Origin of the sequence: Klebsiella sp. HN106 (assembly GCF_051209435.1) — a bacterium.
In the GTDB taxonomy this organism is placed as follows: domain Bacteria; phylum Pseudomonadota; class Gammaproteobacteria; order Enterobacterales; family Enterobacteriaceae; genus Klebsiella; species Klebsiella oxytoca.
On sequence record NZ_JBLURD010000008.1, the window covers coordinates 174961 to 188004 of the forward strand.

15 protein-coding genes are annotated in these 13044 nt (G+C 59.2%); 13 read left to right on the forward strand and 2 right to left on the reverse strand.

Annotation, left to right across the window (positions count from 1 at the left end; translation table 11 throughout):
• Positions 1 to 63 precede the first annotated feature (63 nt).
• The 3 genes from ACSIPU_RS19370 (at position 64) to ACSIPU_RS19380 (ending at position 4205) form a co-directional block, all read left to right on the forward strand.
• Positions 64 to 1488, forward strand: a complete 1425-nt coding sequence (locus ACSIPU_RS19370) for an aminotransferase-like domain-containing protein (protein ID WP_032728851.1) — start codon at positions 64 to 66, stop codon at positions 1486 to 1488.
• A gap of 465 nt (positions 1489 to 1953) precedes the next feature.
• Positions 1954 to 2865 carry an acetamidase/formamidase family protein gene (locus tag ACSIPU_RS19375; RefSeq protein WP_017145059.1) on the forward strand — a complete coding sequence of 304 codons (912 nt, stop codon included), beginning with the start codon at positions 1954 to 1956 and terminating at the stop codon, positions 2863 to 2865.
• Positions 2862 to 4205, forward strand: coding sequence for an APC family permease (locus ACSIPU_RS19380; protein WP_017145060.1), 1344 nt, complete (start codon positions 2862 to 2864; stop codon positions 4203 to 4205). The genes ACSIPU_RS19375 and ACSIPU_RS19380 overlap by 4 nt, the downstream gene beginning before the upstream one ends.
• Before the next feature lie 160 nt (positions 4206 to 4365).
• On the opposite strand, the gene ACSIPU_RS19385 is transcribed toward ACSIPU_RS19380, so the two are convergent.
• The gene (locus tag ACSIPU_RS19385; protein ID WP_017145061.1) at positions 4366 to 4809 is read right to left on the reverse strand and encodes a FosA family fosfomycin resistance glutathione transferase; all 444 of its coding nucleotides are present in this window, start codon (positions 4807 to 4809) and stop codon (positions 4366 to 4368) included.
• Entirely contained in the window at positions 4803 to 5711 is a 909-nt protein-coding gene (locus ACSIPU_RS19390) for a LysR family transcriptional regulator (RefSeq protein WP_196558148.1), read from the reverse strand. The genes ACSIPU_RS19385 and ACSIPU_RS19390 overlap by 7 nt, the downstream gene beginning before the upstream one ends.
• Before the next feature lie 87 nt (positions 5712 to 5798).
• On the opposite strand from ACSIPU_RS19390, the gene ACSIPU_RS19395 reads away from it, so the two are divergent.
• From ACSIPU_RS19395 to ACSIPU_RS19440, 10 genes are all read left to right on the forward strand, one after another.
• Complete coding sequence (locus tag ACSIPU_RS19395; RefSeq protein ID WP_004108645.1) at positions 5799 to 6581, forward strand: NAD(P)H-dependent oxidoreductase; 783 nt, start codon at positions 5799 to 5801, stop codon at positions 6579 to 6581.
• A 147-nt stretch (positions 6582 to 6728) separates the two neighbouring features.
• Entirely contained in the window at positions 6729 to 7313 is a 585-nt protein-coding gene (locus tag ACSIPU_RS19400; RefSeq protein ID WP_004108647.1) for a TetR/AcrR family transcriptional regulator, read from the forward strand.
• 17 nt (positions 7314 to 7330) lie between these two features.
• A complete protein-coding gene (locus tag ACSIPU_RS19405; protein WP_004108658.1) occupies positions 7331 to 8131 on the forward strand; it encodes a winged helix-turn-helix domain-containing protein in 801 nt (266 codons plus the stop codon).
• The gene (locus ACSIPU_RS19410) at positions 8128 to 8646 is read left to right on the forward strand and encodes a FidL-like protein (protein WP_004108661.1); all 519 of its coding nucleotides are present in this window, start codon (positions 8128 to 8130) and stop codon (positions 8644 to 8646) included. The genes ACSIPU_RS19405 and ACSIPU_RS19410 overlap by 4 nt, the downstream gene beginning before the upstream one ends.
• Positions 8647 to 9050: 404 nt before the next feature.
• Positions 9051 to 9329: a BMC domain-containing protein gene (locus tag ACSIPU_RS19415; protein ID WP_004098239.1), complete on the forward strand. Its 279-nt coding sequence runs from the start codon at positions 9051 to 9053 to the stop codon at positions 9327 to 9329.
• A gap of 17 nt (positions 9330 to 9346) precedes the next feature.
• Positions 9347 to 9631 carry a BMC domain-containing protein gene (locus ACSIPU_RS19420; protein WP_004108664.1) on the forward strand — a complete coding sequence of 95 codons (285 nt, stop codon included), beginning with the start codon at positions 9347 to 9349 and terminating at the stop codon, positions 9629 to 9631.
• A gap of 15 nt (positions 9632 to 9646) precedes the next feature.
• Positions 9647 to 9925, forward strand: coding sequence for a BMC domain-containing protein (locus ACSIPU_RS19425; protein ID WP_002442217.1), 279 nt, complete (start codon positions 9647 to 9649; stop codon positions 9923 to 9925).
• Between the two features lie 53 nt (positions 9926 to 9978).
• Positions 9979 to 11583, forward strand: coding sequence for an acetaldehyde dehydrogenase (acetylating) (locus ACSIPU_RS19430; RefSeq protein WP_435322256.1), 1605 nt, complete (start codon positions 9979 to 9981; stop codon positions 11581 to 11583).
• A gap of 26 nt (positions 11584 to 11609) precedes the next feature.
• Positions 11610 to 11867, forward strand: a complete 258-nt coding sequence (locus ACSIPU_RS19435) for a EutN/CcmL family microcompartment protein (RefSeq protein WP_023320274.1) — start codon at positions 11610 to 11612, stop codon at positions 11865 to 11867.
• A 15-nt stretch (positions 11868 to 11882) separates the two neighbouring features.
• Positions 11883 to 13037 (forward strand): 1-propanol dehydrogenase PduQ, encoded by a 1155-nt coding sequence (locus tag ACSIPU_RS19440; RefSeq protein ID WP_032728849.1) that lies wholly within the window; start codon positions 11883 to 11885, stop codon positions 13035 to 13037.
• Positions 13038 to 13044: the final 7 nt, after the last annotated feature.

Consider the following 13044-nt stretch of genomic DNA (forward strand, 5'->3'; position numbering starts at 1 on the left):
CTCACTTTTACCGCCAATCTGTACTGGTTTATTGATCTGTATGGCGACGATCAAGGATACAGCATGACCCGCTATCAACATCTGGCCAGCCTGCTGGCAGAACGCATCGAACAGGGGCTGTATCGCCCCGGCGAAAAGCTGCCGTCGGTGCGCAGCCTGAGCCAGGAGCACGGCGTCAGCATCAGCACCGTTCAGCAAGCCTACCAGACGCTGGAACAGCAGCAGCTGATCGTACCGCAGCCGCGTTCCGGCTATTTTGTAGCCCCGCGTAAAGCTCAGCCGCCGGTGCCGCCGATGTCGCGGCCGGTCCAGCGCCCGGTAGAGATCACTCAGTGGGATCAGGTGCTGACCATGCTCGACGCCCGCCACGATAAATCGATTATCCCCTTCGGCGGCGGCTCGCCGGACGTCACCCAGCCAAGCCTGAAGCCTATCTGGCGCGAGCTGAGCCGGGCCATTCAGCACAACCTTAGCGAAGTGCTGAACTACGACGAGCTGGCCGGGCGTCGCGAGCTGCGCGAACAGATCGCCCGCCTGATGCTCGACGGCGGATCGGTGGTCACCGCCAACGATCTGGTACTTACCAGCGGCTGCCACAGCGCGCTGTCGCTGGCGCTGCTGTCGGTGTGTCAGCCCGGCGATATCGTCGCCGTCGAATCCCCTTGCTACTACGGCACCATGCAGATGCTGCGCGGATTAGGGCTAAAAACCATCGAGATCCCCACCGATCCGGAAACCGGGATCAGCATCGAGGCGTTAGAGCTGGCGCTGGAGCAGTGGCCGATCAAAGGGGTGATCCTGGTCCCCAACTGCAATAATCCGCTGGGATTTATCATGCCGGATGCCCGCAAGCGGGCGGCGCTATGCCTCGCCCAGCGCCACGATATCGTTATCTTTGAGGATGATATCTACGGCGAACTGGCGACCGAATACCCGCGCCCACGCACGATCCATTCCTGGGATATCGACGGCCGGGTGATGCTCTGCAGTTCGTTTACCAAAACCATCGCTCCCGGCCTGCGCATCGGCTGGATTGCCCCCGGCCGTTATTACGATCGCCTGCTGCAGATGAAATATGCCGCCAGCGGTACCAACGTCCCCTCCACCCAACTGGCGGCCTGTAACTTTATTCGCGAAGGCCACTATCACCGCCACGTGCGGCGGATGCGGCAGATCTATCAGCGTAATATGGAAATTTACACCTGCTGGCTGCGGGAGTTTTTCCCCAGCGGGATCTGCGTTACCCGCCCGAAAGGCGGCTTTATGCTGTGGGTCGAGCTGCCGGAGCAGGTGGATATGGTCTGCGTCGCGAAGCAGCTGTGCCGGCTGAAGATCCAGGTCGCGCCGGGATCGCTGTTCTCCGCATCCGGGAAATACCGCAACTGCTTAAGGATCAACTGCGCTCTGCCGCCGATAGAGAAGCATAAAGAGGTGATGGTGCAGCTGGGCATGGCGGTCAAGGTGGCGATGGAGTGGGCGCCGGAGTGAGGTTATAGGCTGGTCCCGGTGGCGCTGCGTATGACCGGGCTACAGGTTCACCGCCGCCTGCGGGTCTGTAGCCCGCTCGGGTGCGCCAGCACCGCCTCCGGTTTTCCCTCTTTGAGAGCCCAAATCCCTTGGTATTATCATCAATGCTCCCCCGGCATATTGCGCTAAATGACCAGCACGTAAATTTTCGCAGAGTAATCTGCTATATAAACGATTAATATCAGTAAATAATGAAAAAATGACAACCAGTAATAAAACATTGAACAGCCAAACAACTTAATAACCAGCATATAAAAATATTAGAATAAAATACTTAACCGCATGATTCATCAGCAAATATATATCATTTATTTTTGAAAAACCTGACCTGATTGCCTTCCTGTAATAATCCCGATAAATTCACTCCTTCCCCCTGCGGGAAACTCTAAATATAAAAAACGCAACAATATAACCGGGATGAATGTCATGAAAATAACCAAAGACCAGGTGGTCTACGCCATGTCGCGCGATAACGCACCTGTCGCTACCGTCAGCAGCGGAAGCGAAGTGCTGTTTGAAACCTGCGACTGCTTCTCCGACCAAATCACCTCCGCCGATGCCGTGTTCAACGAACTGGACTGGCAGCGTATCAACCCGGCGACCGGGCCGGTCTACGTCGAGGGCGCCGAGCCGGGTGATGCGCTCAAGGTCACCATCAAGCGCATTACCCTGACGAGCAATCAGGCGGTGATGGTCACCGCACCGCAGCTCGGAGTGATTGGCGATGAGCTTGATGCCCCGAAGGTCACCATTGTCCCGATTGAAAACGACCATGCCGTGCTGCCCGGCAACGTGCGCGTCCCGCTCAACCCGATGGTCGGCGTGATCGGCGTCGCGCCTGCCGGGGAAGCCATCTCCTGCGGCACACCGGATAGCCACGGCGGCAATATGGACTGCAAAATGATTACCGCCGACAGCACCCTATGGCTGCCGGTCAACGTTCCCGGCGCGCTGTTCGGGCTGGGGGATTTACACGCCGCGATGGGCGATGGCGAAGTTTCGGTTTGCGGTCTGGAAATCCCCGGCGAAGTGCTGGTCGAACTGACGGTGGTTAAAAACCGTCGCCTGCCGCTGCCGATGCTCGAAAACAGCGAGACCCTGTTTACCCTCGCTTCGGCACAGACGCTTGATGATGCCGCCGCCCTGGCCACCCGTAATATGGCGCATTTTATCGCCGACAATACCTCCCTGACGCTGGCTGAAGCGATCAGTATTCTGAGCATCGCCGGCGACCTGCAAATCTGTCAGGTGGTCGATCCGCTGAAAACCTGTCGCTATGCCTTACCGAAATCAGTGGCTGAACAGCTCTCCCTGAGCGTCGAAGGGGAGCATGCATGAGCGTTGAACAATTTGGCTATAAGCAGGAGCTGCATCGGGCGCTGACGTTCCGCGATCTGCTGGTCTACGGCATGATATTTATGGTGCCCATCGCGCCGTTTGGCGTCTTTGGCTACGTCTGGGACGGCGCGCAGGGCATGGTGGCGCTGGCTTATCTCATCGGTATGGTGGCGATGTTCTTTACCGCCATGAGCTACTGGTCGATGTCGCGCGCGTTCCCGGTCTCCGGATCGGTATACGCGTATGCCCAGCGCGGTATTCATCCGATTGTCGGCTTTTTTGCTGGCTGGCTGATCCTGCTGGACTATATTCTGGTGCCCTCGCTGCTCTATATCGTCAGCGCGGCGGCGCTGGCGCCTATGCTGCCTGGCGTGCCGGGCTGGCTGTGGATTGTCGGCTTTATTGCGATTAACAGCCTGATTAACCTGCGCGGCATTACCTTTACCGCGCGCGCCAATAACACGATTCTGATCGCGGAGATCGTGGTGCTGTCGGTGTTCGTCGTTCTCGGGCTGATTGCGCTCTACTCCGGCGCCGGGGCGGGCCATCTGACCCTCGACCCGCTCTATAACGCCGATAAGTTCAGCCTGCCGCTGGTGATGGGCGCGGTCTCCATCGCCGTGCTCTCGTTCCTCGGCTTCGACGGGATCTCCACGCTGTCCGAGGAAACGAAAGGCGGCGTGGATACCGTGGGTAAGGCGTCGCTGGGCGCGCTGATGCTGGTCGGTTCGCTGTTTATCCTGCAAACGTGGATTGCCGCCGATCTGGCGCAGGGCATGACGTTTAGCAGCCTCGATACCGCCTTCTACGATACCGCGAATCTGGCGGGCGGCGGCTGGCTGAAGTATGTCACCATGTGGTCGACGGTGATCTCCTGGGGGATTGCCAACGCCCTGGTGGCGCAGGCCGCCGTGTCGCGCATTCTGTTTGCGATGGCGCGCGACAAGCAGCTGCCGCAGCTGCTGGCAAAAGTGCACCCGCGGCTGAAAACGCCTTACGTTAGCACCCTGTTTGTGGCGCTGATTTCGCTGGCTTCCGGCCTCTGGTTCTACGGCGATATCGATAACCTCAGCCGTCTGGTGAACTTCGGCGCGCTGATGGGCTTCCTGGTGTTGCATATTGCGGTCATCAACCACTATCTGATCCGCAATAAGTCACGCAATCTGGTGATGCACCTGCTGTTCCCGGTGATTGGCCTGTGCATTATCGGCTTTGTGATTTATGAGATGGACGTGCAGGCCAAGGTGCTTGGGCTGAGCTGGCTGGCGGTTGGCGTGGTCTATTACCTGCTGATGCGCCTGGTGCTCAAGCGCAATGTGGAACTGAAGCTGGAAGGCTAGCGCGATTTATCTCCCCGGCTCGCGCTGCGCTTAGCCGGGCTACGGGTTCCCGGCCGTCTGCGAGCCGGTAGCCCGGACAAGGCGCGTCAGCGCCGCCTCCGGGGAAACAACGCGCAATGCAGCCTCCGCTTTTCCCCGGCTCGCGCTGCGCTTAGGCGGGCTACGGGTTCCCGGCCGCCTGTTCGTCCTCGCCAAAAAACACCATACCTTTATAGGGCTTCGCCCGGCACGCCGCCAGGCGCTGGGCGAGGTTGCCGACGTGCAGCTCCAGCTTGTGGCCGTCCGGATCGAGAAAATAGTGCGACGCGCCTTCGCTTTTATTGGTTTTCCAAACCGGAACGCCAGCCGCATTCAGCCGCCCGGCAAAAAGCGCGAAATCCGCCTCCGCAATGCTGAAAGCATAGTGGGTGTAGTCGCTCTCCTCCGGCGGGGTAACGCGCCGCTGAGGGTCCAGCGACAGGCACAGCCAGAGGTCGCCGCAGGAAAAATACGCGCCGTTATCCCAGCGCGCGCGCAGCGTCATTCCGGGCAGCTGCTGATAAAACGCCACGCTCGGCGCCAGCTGGCTGACCGCCAGAGTCAGATGGTTTAATCCGCTTAACATGGCTTCTCCTCTAATGACGTTACGATTTGCTGACGCAGCCACCGATGCGCCGGGTCGCGATGCCAGCGCTCGTGCCACAGCATCAACATATCAAATCCGGCGACCGCCAGCGGCGGTTCGACCACCGTCAGACCCGCAGCTCCGCTCACCAGCCGCTCCGGCAGCACCGCCACCAGCTCGCTATTGCGCAGCGTCTCCAGCATAAACAGGAAATGTGGCACGGAAAGGACAACTCGCCGCGCCAGACCGAGATTCGCCAGCGCGCTATCGGTCGCGGCGCTGAATCCTCCGCCGTCCGGCGAGACAACCACCTGTTCCAGCTGGCAGAACTGCGCCAGAGTTAACGCCGACTGCAGCGCCGGGTGCCCGGCCCGCCCGGCAAGCACGTAGCGTTCGTGGAACAACAAACGCTGATGCAGCGCGGGCGGTGCACCATCGCGCGTGTGAAAAAACAGATCCACTTCGTCGCGATCCGCCTGCTGAACCAGCCGCGAAGGCTGCAGCTCAAACAGCGCCAGACGGCTGGCCGGAGAGGCGATGCGCAGCGCGTTGAGCGCCGGCAGCAAAATCGCCGACGCCATATAGTCGGTCGCCGCCACCCGCCAGGTCTGCGCCGCCGTGGCCGGGTCAAAAGGCTGAACCGGCGCCACCGCCAGCTCCAGCGCCAGCAGCGCATCGCGCAGCGGCCCGCGCAGTTCATCGGCGCGGGCGGTGGGCTGCATTCCGCGTGGCCCCGGCAGCAGCAGCGGGTCGGCGAAAATTTCCCGCAGTCTCGCCAGTTGGACGCTAACCGACGGCTGCGACAGGTTGAGGCGCTGCGCCGCCCGGGTGACGTTATTTTCGCTAAGCAGGACGTGAAGCGTGCGTAGCAGATTGAGATCCAGACGCTGGAGATTAACCATGACTATACCTGTCATTAAAGTAATTCATTTCTACTATAGCGCCGCCAACTCTACTCTGCAGCTCTCCCTTATGCTGAGATGATTTCAATGAAAATATTACTGGTTTACGCCCATCCTGAACCGCGTTCGCTTAACGGCGCGCTGAAAGATTTTACCGTGCAACATCTACAAAACGCCGGTCACGACGTGCAGGTGTCCGATCTCTACGCCATGCGCTGGAAGGCGGGATTTGATGCCGACGACAGCAGCGCCCCGCCGGTGGGTGCAAGCTGGCGGGCGACGCGAGATTCGCAATATGCCTTCGCTCACGGCACGCAGAGCGCGGATATCGTGGGCGAACAGGAGAAGCTGCTGTGGGCCGATACGGTGATTTTCCAGTTCCCGCTGTGGTGGTTTTCACTGCCCGCCATCATGAAAGGCTGGATTGATCGGGTTTACGCTTACGGGTTTGCCTACGGCGTCGGCGAGCACAGCGATACGCACTGGGGCGATCGCTACGGCGAAGGCACGTTCGCGGGTAAACGGGCGATGCTGGTCGTTACCGCCGGCGGATGGGCGGAGCACTATGCTCCGCGTGGAATTAACGGGTCTATCGACGACATTCTGTTCCCCATTCAGCACGGGATGCTGTTCTATCCCGGATTTGAGGTGCTGCCGCCGGTGGTGTTCTACCGCACCGACAAACTCGATGAACAGCGCTTCGCCATCCTGCGCGAGGAGCTGGCCCGGCGGCTGGATACCCTCTCTGAAACGCCGCCCATTCCTTTCCGCCGTCAGAATCACGGCGACTATTTGATCCCCTCTCTGAACCTGCGTCCGGAGCTGGCGCCTGGAGAAAATGGCCTCGCTATCCACGTGAAGCCTATGTGAATCTCGGTGGGTGATATTCGCGGCGCGGCGAATATCACCACAATTCATAAGGTGAACTGTGAGCCTCCACGCAATAACGGCATCACGCCCCGCTACGCCCCTTCGCATATTGATAGCGATCAAGAATAATCATACCGTCTGGTCGGTATGATTCGGGCCATGAATATGGAAGCCCAACATCGTAAAAAAGATCCTGTCCGCCTGCATAAGCAACTGCTGGAATCCGCAGCCACTATCGCCGGTCGGGACGGTATCGCCTCGCTGTCGCTGAACGCCGTCGCGCGCGAAGCGGGCGTCAGCAAAGGCGGCTTACTGCACCATTTCCCCAACAAGCAGGCGCTGATTTTCGCTCTCTTTGCCCGTCTGCTGGCGATTATGGAAGAAGCGATTTCAGAGCTTATGGCCGCGGATAACGTCTCTTATGGCCGATTTACCCGCGCCTATCTGCGCTATCTGTCGGCGCCGGAACTCACGGACACCCAGGAGAGCCGCCAGCTGATGGTGCTGTCGCTGGCCATGCCGGATGAACCGGTGCTGCGAAAATGCTGGCGCGACTGGATGCTGGACCATCTGGCGAAAGGGGATGAACTGGACAATAGCCATACCGGCACGCTGGTGCGCTATGCGGCGGACGGCATCTGGCTATCGGAATTAACCGAGGGGCGCACCATGAGCCCCGGGCACCGGCAGTCGCTGGTCAGCGATTTGACGAAGATGACGCTTCCTGCGTGAAGCATGTTGAGGCCACGATGCGCTATAACATCCATGGCCGTCTTATTTATGATGCAATGGACGGCACGCTAACGTTACCGGGAAGCGATGAGGCGGACAGCCAGCTGTCCATCACCGCCAACGCGCTGCTGTGGTTCTTCCTGCGCCACACCGAGGTGGTCAGCCGCGACGAAGTGCTTAAAAAAGTCTGGGATGACAATGGGTTAACCTCATCCAACAGCAATCTCAATCAATATCTGAGCATGCTGCGCAAAACCTTTCGCCACTACGATATCGACAACATTATCGTCACCGTATCGCGCGGACTGCTGCAGCTCAATCCGGACCTCGCTATCGAGATGCTCGACGCCAGCCCGGAGCCGGAACCGGCGCCTGCGGCAGAAGCTGAGCCAGATCTGGCCACCGCCCCGGCAGAACAGAAGACCGTTTCCAGTCGCCACGCGCGCGGCACCTGCTGGTATCTGGCCGGCGGCTGCCTGCTCACCATCGCCCTGCTGCTGGTGGTCTGCAGTTTTCTCGGCGGCAGCACAGCGCACCCCATTACCCTGACGCAAATACGCCACAGCCAGTGCGAACTGCTGGCCAGCGATGAGATGCTGCGATCCGTTGCCGAAAGCGCCTACGGCAAGAATTTTGATGTTGTACGCCAACGCCTGAAGCTGGAGTGTAAGCCCGGCGAACGCTTCGTCTTCTTCTATGGCGACCGGCTGGAAACCAACGGTCTGGGCCGGGTGTTCCTCGCCCACTGCGCGATGCATGAAGATAACCCGTTCAGCTACTGCGATAACTATTTTTATTATTCATGGAAGCCGCAATGAGAATCGCCCCGCGCCCCTTTTTCGCCCTCTCCAGCCTGGTGTTTATTGCCGCCGCCGGGTTCTGCGCCTGGAAGCTGCTGCCGGTCGAAAACGGCGGGGTAATGAGCTGTTCGACAAAAGCGATTATGCGCTTTGAGAACATGGAGAAGGAGAACGTTAACGGCAATATCCATTTCAACTTTGCCGCCAACGGCAAAGGGTCGATGGTCGTTGAAGGCTACACCGATTCCGCCGCCGGCTGGCTTTACCTCCAGCGCTACGTCAAATTCAGCTACACCAGCAAGCGCATCTCCACCACCGAGCGCCACTATCGCATCAGCAAGTGGGAATCCAGCGCCTCGTCCATCGATGAGTCGCCGGACGTGATCTTCGACTACTTTATGCGCGAGATGTCCGACAGCCACGATGGCCTGTTCCTCAACGCACAGAAGCTCAATGAGAAAGCCATTCTTCTCAGCTCTATCAACTCCCCGCTCTACGTCTGCACGCTGAAGTCCGGCAGCAAGCTTGACTAAGCTCACACCCGCTTTTCCTTCCTCGCTTTCCCGTTAGTAAAACCGCACGTTTTGCATTTAGCCTGCCGAAGAAAACACGATCCTCCCCACACTTAGCATGGGAATAATTACCCCCGATCTGCAATAAATTAGCAACTTATTAACATCAATCCGCCTCAGGCTAAATGGTGAAAAAAGCGCCACAATCGTCACTCAATCCTCCCCGCCATCGCAGCACAAATGCATAAATAAGCGCCTTAACCAATCTAAATCACAGAGCAAAAGACTAAAAATACCACGTCAGCAGATTTAAATTTCACTTCATTCGCCATTCCCTATAGTGAACCCCGAACGCCGCATCCGCGTCCTGACGCCGTTACGCGGTCGGTTTTCCGAATCACAAAACCTGTTCTGGAGGAGAAACCATGGGTGATGCATTAGGGCTTATCGAAACCAAAGGTCTGGTGGCCTGCATTGAAGCCGCGGATGCGATGTGTAAAGCCGCCAACGTCGAGCTGATTAGCTATGAAAACATCGGCTCGGGGCTGGTGACCGTCATGGTGAAGGGCGACGTCGGCGCAGTGAAAGCGGCTGTGGATTCCGGCGTGGAATCCGCGCAGCGCATCGGTGAAGTGGTGACCTCGCTGGTTATCGCTCGTCCGCATAACGACATCAACAAAATCGTCATTAAACACAAGGCCTGATGGCCAGGAGAACGCAAATGGGTGATGCATTAGGTCTGATCGAAACCAAAGGTCTGGTGGCCTGTATCGAAGCGGCGGATGCCATGTGTAAAGCCGCCAACGTTGAACTGATTGGCTATGAAAACGTCGGCTCCGGCCTCGTCACCGCGATGGTGAAGGGCGACGTCGGCGCGGTGAAAGCGGCGGTGGATTCCGGCGTCGAATCCGCGCAGCGCATCGGCGAAGTGGTGACTTCTCTGGTTATCGCCCGCCCGCATAACGACATCAACAAAATCGTCTCGCATTACAAAATCATAGATTAACCGGAGAAAAACCTGATGAAAGAAGCGCTAGGGCTTATCGAAACCAAAGGTCTGGTGGCCTGTATTGAAGCGGCGGATGCGATGTGCAAAGCCGCTAACGTTGAGCTGATTGGCTATGAAAACGTCGGCTCCGGCCTGGTCACCGCGATGGTGAAGGGCGACGTCGGCGCGGTGAATGCCGCGGTAGATTCCGGCGTGGAAGCGGCAAAACGCATCGGCGAAGTCGTCACCTCTCGCGTCATCGCGCGTCCGCATAACGACATCGAAAAAATCGCGGCGCAGCACAAAGCATGACCTGACAGGGCGCGCCCCGTCTCCACTCTTTTAGTCTGATGAAGGATAGACTCATGATTGAACTGGATAACGATTTGCAGTCCCGGCAGAACGCCCGGGAACTGGTGCGCAATGCCAAAAAGGCGCAGGCGATTCTGGCCACCTTTTCGCAGCAGCAAATCGACGCCATCGTGAAAAACGTGGCCCAGGAAGCAGCGCATCATGCCGAAGCGCTGGCGAAAATGGCCGCGGAAGAAACCGGTTTTGGCAACTGGCAGGACAAAGTGCTGAAGAACCGCTTCGCCTCGCTGCGCGTCTACGACGCCATCAAAGATATGAAGACCGTCGGCATCATTCATGACGATCCGCTACAAAAAGTGATGGACGTGGGCGTGCCGCTGGGGGTGATTTGTGCGCTGGTACCGTCGACCAACCCGACCTCCACGGTCATCTACAAAACGCTGATTGCCCTGAAGGCCGGCAACGCGATTATCTTCTCCCCGCATCCCGGCGCCCGCCAGTGCAGCTGGAAAGCGATTGAAATCGTGAAGCGCGCGGCGGAAGCGGCAGGGGCGCCTGCCGGTAGCGTCGACGCCATTAGCCAACTGACCCTCGAAGCCACCTCAGAGCTGATGCACAGCAAAGACGTGTCGCTGATCCTGGCGACCGGCGGCGAAGGCATGGTGCGCGCCACCTACGCGTCCGGCACGCCGACCATTAGCGGCGGTCCGGGTAACGGCCCGGCGTTTATCGAACGCAGCGCCGATATCCCCCACGCAGTGAAAGATATCATCACCAGTAAAACCTTCGATAACGGCGTGATCTGCGCCTCCGAGCAGTCGATTATCGTCGAACGCTGCATCTACGACGAAGTGCATCGCGAACTGGAAGCGCAGGGCGCGTACTTCATGAACGAAAACGAAGCGGCGAAAATGGCGGCCCTGCTGCTGCGTCCTAACGGCACCATCAACCCTAAAGTGGTGGGTAAAACCGCGCTCTATCTGAGCCAGATGGCCGGTTTCTGCGTCCCGGCCAGCACCCGAGTGCTGATTGCCGAGCAGACCACGGTATCGCATACCAACCCCTACTCGCGGGAAAAACTGTGCCCGGTACTCGGCTTGTACGTCGAAGAGGACTGGAAAGCCGCCTGTCACCGCGTCGTGGAACTGTTGACCAACGAAGGCCTCGGCCACACGCTGGTGATCCACACCCGCAATCAGGACGTCATCCGCCAGTTCTGCCTGGAAAAACCGGTTAACCGCATTCTGATCAACACCCCGGCGGCGCTGGGTGGCATCGGCGCGACCACCAATATCACTCCGGCCCTGACCCTCGGCTGCGGCGCAGTCGGCGGCGGCTCCAGCTCAGATAACGTCGGACCGATGAACCTGCTCAACATCCGCAAAGTGGGCTACGGCGTTCGCTCCATCGATGAACTGCGCGCGCCGGGTAGCCGCCCGGAACCGCAGCCGACCATCGTCAGCCCGGCGTCCGGCCCGAACCGCAGCATCTTCGACGATGAACGTTTTAACGCCCCAGCGACCGCCGCCACCGCAGCCCACCCGGCCAGCGCCGACGATCGCTTTGCGACTGCCGCCGCCGTCGGCGCGGACAGCGAGATTAATGAGCAAAACGTGGAACGCGTCATCCGCCAGGTGCTGGAACGCCTTGGTAAGTAACACATTGATATAAGGCGATAAAAACAATGATTCTCGCAAAGGTAGTCGGACATGTCGTCGCCACGCAGAAGTGCGATGAGCTAAGGGGCAGCAACCTGCTGCTGATCGTCAAATTAGATGATGACCAGCAGCCGATGAAAGACCAGACCTGGGTTGCCGTTGATAGCGTCGGCGCCGGTATGCACGACATCGTGCTGGCCGAAGAGTACCTGGCGCTCAACAAAGAGCACTACAAGGCCATGTCGGTGGTCGCCATTGTCGAGAACGTGTTTCGGGACGCTTAAGGAGTCAATAACCCAATGAGTGAATTTTTGCTGAAACCCCGGATTCGCTTTGGTCAGGATGCGCTTGCCATCCTGAACGAGCTGCCCGCCCGCAACGTGCTGCTGGTCACCGACCAGGCGATGGTTAAGTTTGGCCTCGCCGATCGCGTCACGCAGATCCTCCATGCGCGCGGCATCGCTTTCCAGGTCTGGGACGACGTGGTGGCCGACCCGGATATCGCCACCGTGGTGCGCGGTATGAAGCGGATGGATACCCGCTATCCGGATCTGGTTATCGCGCTGGGCGGCGGTTCGGTGATTGATGCAGCCAAAGCGGTTATTTTCGCCCTGGCGCAAACCCGTCCGGACGCTCACCGCGAGCCGCCCTGCTTTGTGGCGATCCCCACCACCAGCGGCACCGGCTCTGAAGTCACCGCCTTTTCAGTGGTAAAAGCCCACGCCGAGAAGCTGGTACTGGTGGACCCGTCGCTGCTGCCGGATATCGCCATTCTTGACCCGGCGCTGGTGGCCTCGGTGCCGCCGGCGATCACCGCCGATACCGGGATGGACGTGCTGTGTCACGCGCTGGAAGCCTATGTCTCCCGCGCCGCCAGCGACTTTTCCGATGCGCTGGCGGAGAAAGTGGTGCAGCAGGTATTTCGCTTTCTGCCGACCTGCTGGCGCAACGGTGGCGATCTGCTGGCGCGGGAAAAGATGCACAACGCTTCCTGCATGGCGGGCATGGCCTTCACCAACGCCTCGCTGGGCATTACCCACAGCCTTGCCCACGCGCTCGGCGGCGTGTTTCGCGTCCCCCACGGTCGCGCCAACGCCCTGCTGATGGCGGACGTGGTGGCCTGGAACGCCGATTATCACGGGCTGTGCGATACCGATGCCGCCCGCAAATATGCCCGATTAGCCCATCTGCTGGATCTGCCTGCGGCCACTACCCGCCAGGGCGTCGCCAGTCTGCTGGTCGCCATTCAGGCGCTTAAAGACGAAATGAGCATGCCGGCCGGCATCCGCGATACTGGCGTCCTTGCAGACGAGTTTGAACAACGGCTGGCGGAGATGGTCGGCCAGGCGTTACGCGACAGCTGTACCCCGACGAACCCACGCGCGCCGGATGCTCACGCACTGACCGAACTCTATCGCCGGGCATGGACCGGCAACGCCGTTCAGGGCCACTGATAACAAG